The 14259-nt window shown below is 63.1% G+C and carries 15 protein-coding genes; 8 read left to right on the top strand and 7 right to left on the bottom strand.

Annotated features, from left to right (window positions below; translation table 11 throughout):
• The first annotated feature begins 23 nt into the window (after window positions 1-23).
• The 3 genes from ettA to AC3CCE_RS23130 all read left to right on the top strand — a co-directional run bounded on the left by ettA (window position 24) and on the right by AC3CCE_RS23130 (window position 3745).
• Window positions 24-1673: an energy-dependent translational throttle protein EttA gene (ettA, locus tag AC3CCE_RS23140; RefSeq protein ID WP_023688009.1), complete on the top strand. Its 1650-nt coding sequence runs from the start codon at window positions 24-26 to the stop codon at window positions 1671-1673.
• Between the two features lie 49 nt (window positions 1674-1722).
• Complete coding sequence (tam, locus tag AC3CCE_RS23135) at window positions 1723-2493, top strand: trans-aconitate 2-methyltransferase (protein WP_352626778.1); 771 nt, start codon at window positions 1723-1725, stop codon at window positions 2491-2493.
• 130 nt (window positions 2494-2623) lie between these two features.
• Window positions 2624-3745: a beta-ketoacyl-ACP synthase III gene (locus AC3CCE_RS23130; RefSeq protein WP_023668239.1), complete on the top strand. Its 1122-nt coding sequence runs from the start codon at window positions 2624-2626 to the stop codon at window positions 3743-3745.
• Here the strand turns inward: AC3CCE_RS23130 and AC3CCE_RS23125 are convergent, their stop codons facing one another.
• Complete coding sequence (locus AC3CCE_RS23125) at window positions 3746-4312, bottom strand: methyltransferase family protein (RefSeq protein WP_023668240.1); 567 nt, start codon at window positions 4310-4312, stop codon at window positions 3746-3748. It abuts the gene before it with no gap.
• A 196-nt stretch (window positions 4313-4508) separates the two neighbouring features.
• On the opposite strand from AC3CCE_RS23125, the gene AC3CCE_RS23120 reads away from it, so the two are divergent.
• Window positions 4509-5120: an MOSC domain-containing protein gene (locus AC3CCE_RS23120; RefSeq protein WP_352626776.1), complete on the top strand. Its 612-nt coding sequence runs from the start codon at window positions 4509-4511 to the stop codon at window positions 5118-5120.
• A gap of 59 nt (window positions 5121-5179) precedes the next feature.
• Here AC3CCE_RS23120 and AC3CCE_RS23115 read toward each other — a convergent pair whose 3' ends face one another.
• Both AC3CCE_RS23115 and AC3CCE_RS23110 read right to left on the bottom strand, forming a co-directional pair.
• The gene (locus AC3CCE_RS23115) at window positions 5180-6022 is read right to left on the bottom strand and encodes an SDR family oxidoreductase (RefSeq protein WP_023690853.1); all 843 of its coding nucleotides are present in this window, start codon (window positions 6020-6022) and stop codon (window positions 5180-5182) included.
• Between the two features lie 145 nt (window positions 6023-6167).
• Entirely contained in the window at window positions 6168-7130 is a 963-nt protein-coding gene (locus AC3CCE_RS23110) for a D-amino acid aminotransferase (protein WP_352626774.1), read from the bottom strand.
• 322 nt (window positions 7131-7452) lie between these two features.
• Here AC3CCE_RS23110 and AC3CCE_RS23105 point away from each other — a divergent pair, with 322 nt between their 5' ends.
• Complete coding sequence (locus tag AC3CCE_RS23105) at window positions 7453-7788, top strand: hypothetical protein (RefSeq protein WP_352626772.1); 336 nt, start codon at window positions 7453-7455, stop codon at window positions 7786-7788.
• Between the two features lie 6 nt (window positions 7789-7794).
• Here the strand turns inward: AC3CCE_RS23105 and AC3CCE_RS23100 are convergent, their stop codons facing one another.
• Both AC3CCE_RS23100 and tsaA read right to left on the bottom strand, forming a co-directional pair.
• Window positions 7795-8109 (bottom strand): DUF2293 domain-containing protein, encoded by a 315-nt coding sequence (locus tag AC3CCE_RS23100; RefSeq protein ID WP_023668245.1) that lies wholly within the window; start codon window positions 8107-8109, stop codon window positions 7795-7797.
• Window positions 8106-8612 carry a tRNA (N6-threonylcarbamoyladenosine(37)-N6)-methyltransferase TrmO gene (gene tsaA / locus AC3CCE_RS23095; RefSeq protein WP_352626770.1) on the bottom strand — a complete coding sequence of 169 codons (507 nt, stop codon included), beginning with the start codon at window positions 8610-8612 and terminating at the stop codon, window positions 8106-8108. Before tsaA ends, AC3CCE_RS23100 begins: the two co-directional genes overlap by 4 nt.
• A gap of 167 nt (window positions 8613-8779) precedes the next feature.
• Between tsaA and AC3CCE_RS23090 the strand changes: the two genes are divergently transcribed.
• Window positions 8780-9802: an ArsR/SmtB family transcription factor gene (locus tag AC3CCE_RS23090; protein ID WP_352463550.1), complete on the top strand. Its 1023-nt coding sequence runs from the start codon at window positions 8780-8782 to the stop codon at window positions 9800-9802.
• The gene (metF, locus tag AC3CCE_RS23085) at window positions 9802-10719 is read left to right on the top strand and encodes a methylenetetrahydrofolate reductase [NAD(P)H] (RefSeq protein WP_352626767.1); all 918 of its coding nucleotides are present in this window, start codon (window positions 9802-9804) and stop codon (window positions 10717-10719) included. The genes AC3CCE_RS23090 and metF overlap by 1 nt, the downstream gene beginning before the upstream one ends.
• A gap of 449 nt (window positions 10720-11168) precedes the next feature.
• On the opposite strand, the gene AC3CCE_RS23080 is transcribed toward metF, so the two are convergent.
• Complete coding sequence (locus tag AC3CCE_RS23080; RefSeq protein WP_352626765.1) at window positions 11169-12086, bottom strand: DMT family transporter; 918 nt, start codon at window positions 12084-12086, stop codon at window positions 11169-11171.
• A 211-nt stretch (window positions 12087-12297) separates the two neighbouring features.
• Here AC3CCE_RS23080 and AC3CCE_RS23075 point away from each other — a divergent pair, with 211 nt between their 5' ends.
• Window positions 12298-13518 carry an alanine racemase gene (locus tag AC3CCE_RS23075; protein ID WP_023668250.1) on the top strand — a complete coding sequence of 407 codons (1221 nt, stop codon included), beginning with the start codon at window positions 12298-12300 and terminating at the stop codon, window positions 13516-13518.
• Here the strand turns inward: AC3CCE_RS23075 and AC3CCE_RS23070 are convergent.
• Window positions 13515-14246, bottom strand: a complete 732-nt coding sequence (locus tag AC3CCE_RS23070) for an SDR family oxidoreductase (RefSeq protein ID WP_352595297.1) — start codon at window positions 14244-14246, stop codon at window positions 13515-13517. The two genes, AC3CCE_RS23075 and AC3CCE_RS23070, sit on opposite strands and share 4 nt — an antisense overlap.
• Window positions 14247-14259 lie beyond the last annotated feature (13 nt).

Below are 14259 nucleotides of genomic sequence, written 5' to 3'. Positions count from 1 at the left end.
GTCAATCATCAAGGAAAGCGCGCGTGGCACGCCAGTTCATCTATCACATGGCCGGCCTCAACAAGGCCTATGGCACCAAGAAGGTGCTTGAGAATGTCCATCTCTCCTTCTATCCCGACGCCAAGATCGGCATCCTCGGCCCCAACGGCTCGGGCAAGTCGACGATCCTCAAGATCATGGCCGGGCTCGACAAGGAGTGGAACGGCGAAGCGTGGCTCGCCGAAGGCGCCACCGTCGGCTATCTCGCGCAGGAGCCGGCGCTCGATGCCAACAAGACGGTGTTCGAGAACATCATGGAAGGTGTCGCCGCCAAGACCGCCATCATCGAGCGCTACAACGAATTGATGATGAACTACTCCGACGAGACGGCCGATGAGTCCGCCAAGCTCCAGGACGAGATGGACCGGCTCAATTTGTGGGATCTCGAACAGCAGGTCGAGATGGCGATGGAAGCGCTGGGCTGCCCGCCCAAGGATTCCGAGGTCACCAAGCTTTCGGGCGGTGAGCGCCGCCGCGTCGCGCTCTGCCAGCTGCTGCTGCGTCAGCCCGACCTCTTGCTGCTCGACGAACCGACCAACCATCTCGACGCCGAAACCACGGCGTGGCTCGAAAAGCATCTGCGCGCCTATCCGGGCGCCGTGATGATCATCACCCACGATCGCTACTTCCTCGACAATGTCACGGGATGGATCCTCGAGCTCGATCGCGGCCGCGGCATTCCCTATGAGGGCAACTACACCAAATACCTCGAAGCCAAGGCCAAGCGCCTCAAGCAGGAAGGTCGCGAGGACGACGCCCGCCAGCGCGCTATCGGCCGCGAGCGCGAGTGGATCCAGTCCAGCCCGAAAGCCCGCCAGACCAAGTCCAAGGCGCGTATCCAGGCGTTCCAGGACCTGCTGGATGCAGCCGACAAGCGGCGTCCGAGCGATACGCAGATCGTCATTCCGCATGGCGAGCGGCTCGGCAATGTGGTGATCGAGGCGGAAGGCTTGTCGAAGGGCTTTGGCGACACGCTGTTGATCGAGGGTCTGGAATTTAAACTGCCGCCGGGCGGCATCGTTGGCGTTATCGGGCCGAACGGCGCCGGCAAGACGACGCTGTTCCGCATGATCACCGGCCAGGAAACGCCGGATGCCGGCTCTGTCCGCATCGGCGAAACGGTGAAGCTCGGCTATGTCGACCAGAGCCGCGATGCGCTCGATCCGTCAAAGACGGTGTGGGAGGAGATTTCCGGCGGCGCAGAAGTGGTCAAGCTCGGCAAGTTCGAGGCCAACACGCGCGCCTATTGTGCGTCGTTCAACTTCCGTGGCGGCGACCAGCAGCAGAAGGTCGGCAACCTCTCCGGCGGCCAGCGCAACCGCGTGCATCTGGCAAAAATGCTGAAGACCGGTGGCAATGTGCTGCTGCTCGACGAGCCGACCAACGATCTCGACACAGAAACGCTGGCGGCGCTCGAAGACGCGCTGGAAAATTTTGGTGGCTGCGCCGTCATCATCTCGCATGATCGTATGTTCCTCGACCGTCTGGCCACGCACATCCTGGCCTTTGAAGGTGACAGTCATGTCGAATGGTTCGAGGGCAATTTCGAGGATTATGAGCAGGACAAGATCCGCCGGCTCGGCCCCGAGGCCGTCAACCCGCACAGGATGACGTACAAGAGGTTGACGCGGTAAGGGAGCAACCGGGGCGGCGAATTTCTCAACTGATACGAGGAAAGCTTGAATGACCGACTGGTCAGCCGCCCAATATCTGAAATTCGAGGATGAGCGCACGCGGCCCGCGCGCGATCTTGTTGCGCAGGTGCCGGTGGATTTCCCGCGCCGGGTGGTCGACATCGGCTGCGGCCCGGGTAATTCGACCGAGCTGCTGGTCGAGCGCTGGCCGGATGCTGATATCAGCGGCTTCGACACCTCTCCCGACATGATCGAGAAGGCGAAGGCGCGCCTGCCCAGCGTCAATTTCGACCTCGCCGATGCCTCGACATGGCGACCGGCCGAGCCGGTCAACGTCATCTTCGCCAACGCGGTATTCCAGTGGCTGCCCACCCACCCGGTAGTGTTCCAGCGGCTAATGGGCTTTCTCGCCCCCGGTGGCGCGCTCGCCGTCCAGATGCCCGACAATCTGCTTGAGCCGTCGCATCAGGTGATGCACGAGACGGCCGCCGAAATGCCGTTCGCCGCCAAGATGGCAGGTGCTGCGCGCGGACAGCTGCCGGCGGTGTCGTTCTATTATGATCTCTTGTCGCCGCTCTCCGCCCGGGTGGATATCTGGCATACGGCCTACAATCATCCGCTGACCGACGCCGAGGCGATAGTCGAATGGGTGAAGTCGACGGGGCTGAAGCCTTTCCTCGATCCGCTGGACGCCGACGAGCGCAAGATCTTCCTCGACAGCTACACGGCCAAAATTGCCAAGGCCTATCCGAAGACCGCAAACGGCAAGGTGCTGCTGCGCTTTCCGCGTATCTTCATCGTCGCCAAGCGGGCCGGCTAGCACTCCCGATGACATCCGGCCACAGCCTATGGTTTAAGCCGGCGTAAACCGGTGGGTGAGAAAAGTGTTGTGTCGCGCCCCTTCGTCGTTCACATGAGAACGACAACGCCTGCGCATGGACGGACTGGATATGCATCGCGTCATCATCAGCGGCATTGGCGTTGAAATCCCTGAAGCTAAGATCACCAATGAAGAACTGGTCGCCAGCTTCAATGCCTGGGTCGACACCGAGAATGCGCGCCGGCAAGGCACGGATGAGACGCTGCTGCAGAAATCCGACAGCGCCTTCATCGTCCATGCCTCGGGCGTCCAGACCCGCCATGTGATCGAGCGCGAAGGCATTCTCGATCCGACCCGCATGGCGCCGCGCATTCCGGCGCGGCCCGATGACGCGCTGTCGCTGCAGGCCGAGTTTGGAGTGGCCGCGGCCCGGAAGGCGCTCGACCATGCCGGCCTGAAGCCGTCCGACATCGACTTGGTGATCTGCTCGGCCTCGCACCAGCAACGGCCCTATCCGGCGATCGCTATCGAAATGCAGGAGGCGCTGGGCACCAAGGGCGCCGGCTTCGATATGGGGCTTGGTTGTTCATCGGCCGCGGCCGCCTTGCACATTGCGGCCAATCTCGTGCGGGCGGGTGCGCACAAGCGCGTGCTGGTGGTCACGCCGGAGATCATCACCGGCCATCTCAATTTCCGCGACCGGCAGACGCATTTCATCTTCGGCGATGCATCGGTGGCGATGGTGGTCGAGGGGCTGGGCGAGGGCGAGAGGCGGCCGGGGCGTTTCGAGGTGCTGGACACGCGCACCTGGACGCAGATGTCGAACAATATCCGCACCAATCTGGGCTATCACACCCGCACCGCCCAGGACGATCCTTACATGATCAACCTCGAAGGCAATCTGATCAAACAGGTCGGCAACAAGGTGTTCAAGGAAGTCACCGTCGCCGGCCACAAATTCATTGTCGAATTCCTCGCCGAACACGGGCTGACGCCGCAAGCCATCAGGCGCTTCTGGCTGCATCAGGCCAATGCGCGCATGAACGCCATGATCCTGAAACTGGCCTTCGGCCACGAGGTCGACCACGACCGCGCGCCGATGGTGCTGGAGCGGCTCGGCAACACCGCCGGCGCCGGCGCCATCATCGCGCTGTCGGAAAACCACGCCGACATGAAGCCCGGCGATTTCGGCGTGCTGTGCGCCTTCGGCGCCGGCTATTCGATCGGCGGCGCGCTTTTGCGGATGCTGTAATCAGGCCGGCATGAACGGCACCAGCATCGGTACGCTACGGGCATAATCGTCATAGGCGTTGCCGAGTTCTCCGCGCAGAAAGCGTTCCTCCAGCCTTGCCTTCATGACGATGCCGATGGTGAGAAGAATCGCGCCGGCGATTCCCCAGACCGTGCCTTTGGCCGCCATTGTGGCAAGCATCGCCAGAAGCAGTCCGGTATAGATCGGGTGGCGGACCATTCTGTAGGGACCGGTGTCGACGACACGGTGCTCGGCCTTGGCCGTCACCGAAGCCGACCAGAGACGGCCGAGATGCAATCGCGCCCACCAGGCGAACAACAGGCCAACGGCAACAAGCCCTGCGCAGATCCACGCTTCGGCAAGGGTCGGAAACCAGAATCGCAGCCGGCCGGCATAGCCATGCGCGGGAATGAACAGCAGCACCGCGCCGATCAACCACAAAGCGCGATAGCGAAGCTCCTCCTGGATGCCGGCACGCTTTTTCGCCGGGTCGGCCCAGAAGGCGGCTAGAAACCAGGACACGACCCAGATCAGCCAAAGCAGCGCGATTGCAGTCCCGGGACGCATGGAAACCTCCGCAGACTTGTCTCACCATGAGGCCGGTGCAGCACGGCGGCAATGCGGCGCAGTACGATAGGATATGCGATCCGCGGTAAGAAGATCGTGATCGGCTGCCATCAGCCCGCTTGATCGGATCATCATTGCTTTGGACTGGACCGGGCTCATGGCTATCGCTAATGCGACCTTGCACAAGGAGTAAGCCATGCTGGATCTTTTCCCTGAGGCTCCGATCGAGATCATTTCAGCGCGAAAACTCGTAGCCGGGGTGACGGCGCTCTACGCCGCACCGTCGAATCACTTCCAGACGCGCCCAGTGGAAGCATTGCAACTCGGTTTCGAAGGCATCGACGGCGACTTCCACGCCGGCGCCACCCGTCGTTCCGGCGGTCGCGAACCCTGGTATCCGCGCGGCACCGAAATCCGCAACGAGCGGCAGATATCAATCGTAGCAGCGGATGAGCTCGCCGTCGTTGCCGAGCGGATGGGGCTGGCCGAGATCAAGCCGGAATGGATCGGCGCCAATCTGCTGATCGAAGGCGTGCCGCATCTCTCGATGCTGCCGTCAGGCACGCTGCTGTTCTTTAGAGGTGGCGTGACGATCAAGGTCGATGCGCAGAACGGGCCTTGCCGGCTTGCTGGACGTTCGATCGCCGAAAACGCCGGGATGGCCGATCGGGAGGCCGGCGCGCTGGCCTTCCCGAAGGCGGCGAAACGGCTGCGCGGCCTCGTTGCCTGGGTCGAGAAACCGGGTCGTATGACAACAGGGGACGAGATCTCGGTGCGCGTGCCCGAGCAGTGGATTTATCGATCCTAGTACCGGGCTAGGGCACGGGCTGCGCCGCCGGGGCGACGCAGCCGGATTTCAAGACGCGCTCAGGCCGCCTTGCGGTTCTTCTTGGCGCCCTGCGCCTCGACGGAAACGTGGTCCCACTTTTCCCACAGCGCGATGCGGTTGGCGTATTCCTGCTTGATCATCGGCAGGCCGCCATCGCCGAAGAAGACGCGCAGCGGCGGCTCGGCCGCGTCGACGATTTCAAGCATCGCCGGTCCGGTGGCCTCGGGGTCGCCGGCGACCGAGTTGGCGCGGCGTTCCGCCATCTTGGCGCGGGCCGGCGCGTAAGCCTCGATCGCTTTGGAGACCTTGGCCGAGGCGCCGGACCAATCGGTGGAGAAGCCGCCCGGTTCGACAAGCGTCACATGGATGCCGAATTCGGCGACCTCGATGCTGAGCGACTGGCTGAAGGCTTCGAGCGCCCATTTTGAGGCATGGTAAAGGCCGAGCGACGCAAAGGCGTTGACGCCGCCGATCGACGAGATCTGGATGATGTGGCCGGAGCCCTGCGCCCGCATGATCGGCAAAGCCGCCTGGGTGACCCAGAGCGCGCCGAACACATTGGTTTCGATCTGGTCGCGGGCTTCCTGTTCGCTGACTTCCTCGATGGCGCCGAAATGGCCATAGCCGGCATTGTTGATGACGACGTCGAGCCGGCCAAAGCGCTTGTGCGCCTCGGCGATGGCCGCATCGACAGCCTTCTTGTCGGTGACGTCGAGCTTGATCGCGGCGACATTATCGCCGTATTTCGCGACGAGATCGGCGAGCGTGCCGGCATCGCGCGCGGTTGCGGCGACACGGTCGCCGCGAGCGAGTGCGGCCTCGGCCCAGACTCGGCCAAAGCCTTTCGACGATCCGGTGATGAACCAAACCTTGCTTGTCATGACGTGGAATCCTTGCCCATGCGGGCCGTGAACTGGGAAGCGGAGGCTTCTCCGCTTCCGCGATATACGGTGCGTCGAGCGATTTTCCAGAGGCGAGGGGGAATCTTTTTGGTCACGTCATCGTGTGGAGCAGGACCTTCGCCGGTCAGGGATAGCGCACCGGGCTCGACCAGGCCGGGTCGTCATGCTTTTGCCAGTAGAGCGCCATCAAGCGCTTTGTGATCCCGCCTATCTTGCCGTCGGCGACAGCAGCGCCGTCGATCACTGTCACCGGCATGATGCCGCCGGCGGTGGAAGTGATGAAGACTTCGTCGGCAGCCTTCAGCGCGGCAACGCTGACATCGGCCGAGTCGGCGGCAAGGCCTGCTTCGGCGCAGAGATCCAAGACGGTGCGCCTGGTGATGCCGGGCAGCACGCCGACCGCGGGCGTCGACAGCCTGCCGTCCTTGACGCAGAACACGTTGAAGCCGGGGCCTTCGGCGACATTGCCGTTGAAGTCGAGAATCAATGCGGTTTCGGCCCCACGGTCATAAGCGTCGTAGAGGCCGCGCACGAGGTCGAGCCAGTGGTAGTTCTTGATCGCCGGATCGATCGAGACCGGCGGAATGCGCACCTTGTCGCTGATCGCGACATGCAGGCCGCGCCGCAACTGCTCGGCATTGGCGACCGAGCCGAAGGGAACTGCGAAGGCCATGAAGCGGTTGACCGCCTGGCGCGGATCGCGGCTGAAGGTCGGCGAGGCGCCGCGTGTGCACAGCATTTCGACATAGGCGGCGCGATGGCCTGACAGCGCCACGCAATTGTGCAGAATCTCGGCCACACCATCGCGGTCGGACGGGATCGTCATGCGCAGTTTTTGCAAGCCGGCGAAGAAGCGGTCGAGATGCAGGTCGAGGCGGAAGAAGCTGCCGTCCCAGACATGCACGGTGTCGTAGGTGGCGTCGGAATGCAGAAAGCCCCAATCCAGCACCGAGATCTTGGCTTGCGACATCGGCAGATACTGACCATCGAGAAAGGCGATGCCGTCGGGATAGGAATGCGGATCGATATGGCGATCCGACAAAGCCGGCAATGGCACAATGCTACCGGCTGCTGCGCTTCGGTTCATGGCGATTGGTCCCTTCGGCTTGATGCGGCAGAGTCAAGCTAGTGGTCCCCTGCAGGCGGCATAGGGCCACCCAACTATCGCTGTTTGTCCTAGGTAGCACATTCGATATGCCCTATGGTCCGGCTTGAAAATATCCGGCCGGGAGGGGCAAAATGGGCAGATCTTTTCAGACCATAAGCTTTGCAATTTTCTCGTCTTCGTCACTGGCGATGCCTTCGCGCAATGCGCTCGCGAGGGCGAGGCGCCGTGCCAGAACGGCCAGACCTATCGTTGCGAGAAGACGGGCAGCGAGCTGACGCCGATCTTTCAGAACGTGCCTTGCGTGGTCAACGCGGCGGGGCTCAACGGCGTCTGGACCGGCAGCGGTCATCAAAGTCCGGCCGGGGCTGCCGGCGCCGATTGGGCGATCGCAATGACAATCGGCGATGGCGCCGCGTCGATCGACTATCCGTCGCTCGGCTGCGGCGGATCGTTGACCGAGATTTCTCGCGACGACAGTTCGGCGGAATACCGGGAAAACATCAGCTACGGCCAGGACAAGTGCATCGACGGTGGCGGCATCACCGTCCGATTTTTCAAAGGGAACCTGTCCTGGACCTGGGTTGGCCAGGCCGACGGCCAGCCCTACAATGCGGTTGCCGTATTGAAGCGACGGTAGCTGAAGTTATTCCTCTTCGTCCTCTGCATCGAGCAGGCGCGTGGCGCGCCAACGGGTCAGCACCATGTTTGTTTGCTCGATGACGAAGAACCGCGCCGAGTCGCGGTCATAGCCCTCGGCCAGCAGCTTTTCATAGTCGGTATGGCCGTGCCTGATATGGGCGATCGTCGCCAGCCAGACCGCGATGCCCGGCGGCAGCGTCTTCATGTGCACGGCGCCGGCCTCGGTGCGGATTTTCTCCATATCGGCATAGGGCGCCAGGGGCAGCAGTGCGGTCAGCGCCTTGGCGATGGCGCGGCGGCGGCCAGTGGGCGCGCTCATTTTTCGTCACGCCCGGCAATGGTCGCCTCGGGAAAGGCGTCGGTCGAGGCGAAATAGGGCTTGATGTCGATCACTGGCGTGCCGTCGAGAACATCGATGGCGTCGATGGCGATGCGGCCGTTGTCGATGTCGACGGCGATCAGGCCGGCGACATGCAGCCCGACTGGGTTCGGCCGGGCAGGGGAGCGCAGCGAGAAAACGCCTTTCGGCTCCGCAGCATGGCGGGGTCTCTGGACAATCAGTGCCCGCGGCGCGTGATGCAGCCAGGACAGGATGACGATGTGGCTGGCCCGCTCCAGCGCAAGCAGGCCGTCGCGATAGGGTGGGTCGATGAGAACGGTGGCCGCCTGTCCTGTCTCGCGCGCCGCGCGCATGTTCTTCGGGCAGGTTTGCCTGGATGTCCATGGCGAGGCGATGCGGCCGATGAACACGATATGGCCATCCGCCGGCATGTCAGCCGGGTCAGTCTGCAGGAGCTTTTCGCCGTCGCGCGTCTCGAACATGGCTTTCGCCCTAGCACAAGTTTCCAGCCGATCGTCAGGGAAAAGCGGTTCTCTCAGGCGGGGATCATGTGTGCGGCATTTTCTTGTCAGGAAGCGACATAGGCCTTGCCATGTCGTCAAAGCTGACATAAACATATGTTTATATCTTTTTCAACGAGAACGCGCCGATGCATGTTTCGCTCGATACGATGGTTGATACGTTGAAGGCTGCGGCCGAATCGAGCCGGCTCCGCATCCTGGCGCTGCTGTCGCGCGGCGATCTCACCGTGTCCGACCTCACCGAGATCCTCAGCCAATCGCAACCGCGGGTGTCGCGGCATTTGAAGCTGCTGCTGGAGGCCGGGTTGATCGGCCGCTACCAGGAGGGCTCCTGGGCCTTCTTCCGGCTGTCGGATACGGATTCCGCGCGCGACTTCGTGCTGCGGCTGGTCTCCGGCATTCATGGCGCCGATCCGCAGGTCGAGCGCGATCTCGAGCGGTTGGCATCGGTCAAGCGCAAGCGGCAGGACCGTGCCGCCGAGTATTTCTCCGAGAACGCCGCCAGCTGGGATCACATCCGCTCGCTGCATGTGCCGGACCGCGCCGTGGAAGCCGCACTCCTCAAGCTGGTCGGCAAGCGGCCATTCCAGTCGATGCTAGACCTCGGCACCGGTACCGGGCGGCTGCTGGAGATATTTTCGCCGCTCTACCGGCGCGGCGTCGGCATCGACATGTCGCGCGAAATGCTGACGGTGGCGCGGGCCAATCTCGACAAGGCAGGCATCGCCAATGCGCAGGTCCGCCAAGGCGACATTTTCGCGCCGCCGGTCGAGCGCGACGCCTTCGACCTCGTCACCATCCATCAGGTGCTGCACTATCTGGACGATCCGGCACGCGCCATTCGCGAGGCGGCGCGGCTGCTGCGCCCGGCGGGCCGGCTGGTGATCGTCGACTTCGCGCCGCATGCGCTGGAGTTCCTGCGCGACCAGCACGCGCATGTCAGGCTGGGCTTTTCCGACCGGCAGATCTCCGAATGGTTTGCCGAGGCCGGGCTCGATCTCGAGGATGCCCAGGAATTCGAGCCGCGCGGCGGCAACGAAGCCAGGCTGACCGTCAAGCTGTGGCTCGGCCGGGACCGCCGCATGCTGATGGCCGAGCCTTCCAATGATACCCAACCCACCAAAGCGTACCCTATGGGGGAAATCGCCTGATGAACCAGTTCCGCTTTTCCCGCCGTCCCGACATTGGCGACAAGGTCCGCGTCTCCTTCGAGTTCTTCCCGCCGAAGACCGATGAGATGGAAGCCAGGCTCTGGGACACCGTCACCAGGCTGGAGCCGCTGAGGCCGAGATTCGTCTCGGTGACCTATGGCGCCGGCGGTTCGACGCGTGAGCGCACGGCCCGCACGGTCAAGCGCATCCTGAACGAGACGACGCTGACGCCGGCGGCGCACATGACCTGCGTCGACGCCGCCCGCCATGAGGTCGATGCCGTGGTCCGCGAATTCGCCGATATGGGCGTGAAGCGCTTCGTTGCGTTGCGCGGCGATCCGGCGGCGGGTGCCGGTACGGCCTACCGGCCGCATCCCGATGGCTATGCCAATGGCGCCGAACTTGTCGGAGCGCTGAAGGACGCCGGCGATTTCGACATCTCGGTCTCTGCCTATCCCGAAAAGCATCCGGAAAGCCCCGACTTCGCCACCGACTTCGACATGCTGAAGCGCAAGGCCGACAATGGCGCGACGCGGGCGATCACCCAGTTCTTCTTCGACAACGATCTCTACGAGCGTTATGTCGAGAAGGCGCGCCGTGCCGGCATCTACATCCCGATCGTGCCTGGCATCCTGCCGGTGCACAATTTCACCCAGGTCGCCAATTTCTCGGCGCGCTGCGGCGCGCTGGTGCCGGCATGGCTGGCCGAGCGTTTCGAAGGGCTGCACAACGATCCGCAGACGCATGCGCTCGTGGCGTCTGCCGTGGCGGCCGAGCAGGTGCTCGATCTCGTCGAGCGCGGCGTCAGCGACTTCCATTTCTACACCATGAACCGGGCCGACCTGGTGTTTGCCATCTGCCATATGATCGGCATCCGCTCCCACGAAACAGAGGCAGCTGGATCCGCCGCCGCCTGAGCTTCATCGTGGTATGAAATCTGAAATGCAAAAGGCCGGGCGAAACACCCGGCCTTTCGAATTTGTGGGCTATTGCTGCTGTTCTTCCGCTCCGGCGGTTACGGAAGAACACCTATGATAAGGGCGCCAATGAAGGCAAATGCAGCACAGATCATCAATGCGTTGATTGGCCTCGTAAGTCCCATGTCATAGTCTCCTCTTCAAGAGCTATGGGTGGAGTCTAGGGGCATTTGTGCCACAGGCAAGCGGAAAATATGCTGCAATGCGACGCTATTGTGGAATTTGCGACCTGCCACCTGTCGTTAAGCGTTGAAACTCTTCGGCAAAAGCCGCTGGCAGCCTGTGAATAAATTGTGACGCGGCCGTGGCGAAAGCGAGGCATGGCAGCGCTACCAGACCTAAAGCGCGTCGTTGTCCCAAAACCGCTGCGCACTTTTGGTCGACAGGCATTAGCGCCGACCAAACAACCGCCCGTCGATCGTCACCAGGCCAAGCGCGATCAGTGCCATGCCGCAGAACTCGAACAGAGCGAGCCGCTCGCCGAGGAACAGGAGGCCGAGCAGGATGGCGCTGGCCGGGACGATGAGCGTGACCAGCGAGGCGTTGGTGGCGCCGGCCGAGGCGACGAGGTTGAAATAGAGGATGTAGGCGAAGGCGGTGGAGAGCAGCGCCAGCGCCAGCACCGCCGTCCAGACCGGCGGCGAGGCCGAGAACAGGCCGGCCGGGCCATAGGTGAGCAGCACCACCGGGATCATGATGATGGTCGACGCCGTCAATTGTCCGGTGGCGATGACCGGCGAGGGCACGCCCTTGAAGCGGCGGGCAATCATCAGCGCGACGGCGTAAGACAGCGAGGCGCCGATCAGCGCGAATTTCGCCCAGACCGGGCCGCCGAGCCCGGCCAGCAGGCCGGGGCCGATCATGACAGCGGTGCCGGCGATGCCGAGCCCGATGCCGGCAAGCTTGTTCCAGGAGAGCTTTTCGTCCGCTGTCAGCGCGTTGGCGAGGATCAGCGTCCAGAACGGCGTCGTCGCATTGAGCACCGATGCGACGCCGGCGCCAAGCGCGGTCTGGCCGGCAAAGATCAGCGAGAACGGGACGACATTGTTGGCGAGCGCCAAAAGGAAAAACAGGCCGGCATGCGGGAAGGCGAGGCGGAAGGACGGACCGCGAATGCCGAGATAGAGCTGCAGTGCAATGGCCGCAATGGCAACGCGAAACAGCACCAGCACCAGCGGGTGCATTTCGGCAACGGCGATGCGGGCAAAGAAGAACGAGCCGCCCCAGATGGCGCCGAGCAGCAGAAGCTGTCCCCAGTCGCTTGCCGTCATCGGTCCGCGCTGCACGGCTGTCGTGGCTATTGCCATCGTGAACGTCCTTCCCCGCGGCATCAATGCCAGCCACTCAGGCAGAAGGCATATCGGGTCCGGCGACAAGAGCCACCCGAAACCTGATTGCTGGCAACAGTGCTGCCAGGAGGATGCGCCGCTGGGTCAGTGCCCGCCAGACACAGAATTGTTTTCTTTGGCCGCTAGCTTGGATTAATTGTGCGCAGCCGAGAAGTCAGGGGATTCGTCCATGCAGCGATTCGAGAATGCCCGCGAGGCGGCGCTGGCGCTTCGGCCGGACGATCCGGTCTACTGCTTTCGCCCGCAGGTGCTGAAGGCCGATGCCAAACAGTTCATGGGCATGTTTCCCGGCAAGACAGCCTACGCAGTCAAGACCAATGGCGAGCAGATCGTGCTGAAGGCGCTGGTCGAAGCCGGCGTCACCGCCTTCGATGTGGCCTCGCCCGGCGAGTTCGCCGCAGTGCGCGCCGTCTCACCCGACGCCGAGATGCTCTACATGCATCCGGTCAAGGCGCAGTCGGACATCAAGCTTGCGCTGGAAAAATACGCCATCCGCGTCATTTCGCTCGACCATGAGGACGAGATCACCAAGCTGACGCGGGTGGTGCGGGCGCTTGACATCGATCCGGGCTCCATCAGCGTGTTCGTGCGCATCCAGACCAAAGGTTCGGCGGCCTATGAACTGTCAAAGAAATTCGGCGCCGGGCCGGCCTATGCTGTGGAACTCGCCGAGCGGCTCAACCGCACCGGCTACAAGGTCGGCCTGTGCTTCCATGTCGGCAGCCAGATCGAGGATCCCGACACCTATGAGCGGGCGCTGGCCTCCGCCGATTGGGTGCGCAACCGGCTGACCTTCGACATTGCGGGGCTCGATGTCGGCGGCGGCTTTCCCGCCGAGTACGGCCATGACCCCAATCGCAAGCAGATCGAGATGCCGTCGCTCGGCCAGATCATGTCGCGGCTGTCGGGCGACCTGAGGGAATACCAGTTCGACCAGATCCCGTTGGTGGCCGAGCCCGGCCGGGTGATCGTGGCGCGCTGCCTGTCGCTGATCGTGCGGGTGCTGCTGCGCAAGGGCAAGCGGCTCTACATCAATGACGGCATCTGGGCGTCGCTGTCGGATTCTTGGACCGGCAAGATCACACTGCCGGCCCGCTTCATCCCCGATCCGGCGATCCGCTCGCGCAATGGCGAGGAGAAGAACATCGTGCCGTTCAAGGTCTGCGGCGCGACCTGCGATTCCGTCGACATCCTGTCGCGGCCGTTCTGGCTGCCGGAAACCGTCGACACCGGCGACTGGATCGAGATCGGCCATATCGGCGCCTATTCGCTGTCGCTGAGAACCCGCTTCAACGGTTTTTATCCCGACACATTTGTCGAGGTGACGACGCCGTTTGACGAAGGCGATGCGCCGCAGGGATTCGCCAGCCTGGAGACGATGGCGGACTAAGCGACCCCGCCACCGGCCTGGATATTCTCGCCGGTCAGCCAGCGGGCCTCGTCGCTGGCCAGGAAGACCGCGACATCGGCAACGTCGCGGGGCGCGCCGATCCTGCCAAATGGAGACATGCCGGCCGCCACGGCGCGATCGCGCTCGGGAAGCAGGTCCGTGTCGGTGAAGCCAGGCGACAGCGCATTCACCGTGATGCCGCGCGGTCCGAGTTCACGCGAGAGCACACGGACGAATTGTTCGACGGCGCCCTTGCTGCCGAGATACAGCGCCGTTTGCGTGAAGAACATCTTGGTGCCGCCGGTGGAGACCGCGATGATGCGGCCGCCGTTTCGCACACGGCGCGCTGCTTCCTGAAGCACGAAGAACGTGCCCTTGGCATTGGTGCCGAAGACATGGTCGAAATCGGCTTCGGTTGCCTCGGTCAGAGGCTTGATGACGGCGACGCCGACATTGGCAACCACGATGTCGACCGCGCCGAACTCACTCTCAGCCTCGTCAAACAGGCGATGAATATCCGAGACGCTTGATATGTCGGCCTGGACGGCGATCGCCTTTCCTCCCTTGCCGGCGATGGCGGCCACGACCTCGTCAGCGGCTTCGTGGTTGCCGACATAGTTGACGACGACGGCAGCGCCCTTGGAGGCGAGTCCTTCGGCGATGGCTCGCCCAATGCCGCGCGAACTGCCGGTGACGAGTGCGGTTTTGCCTTGCAAGGACTTGGGCATGATACGTTTCCTT

This window comes from Mesorhizobium sp. P160187, from assembly GCF_057766425.1.
Note: the sequence above shows the minus strand (reverse complement) of the source record. Positions and strands in the feature narration are given on the sequence as shown.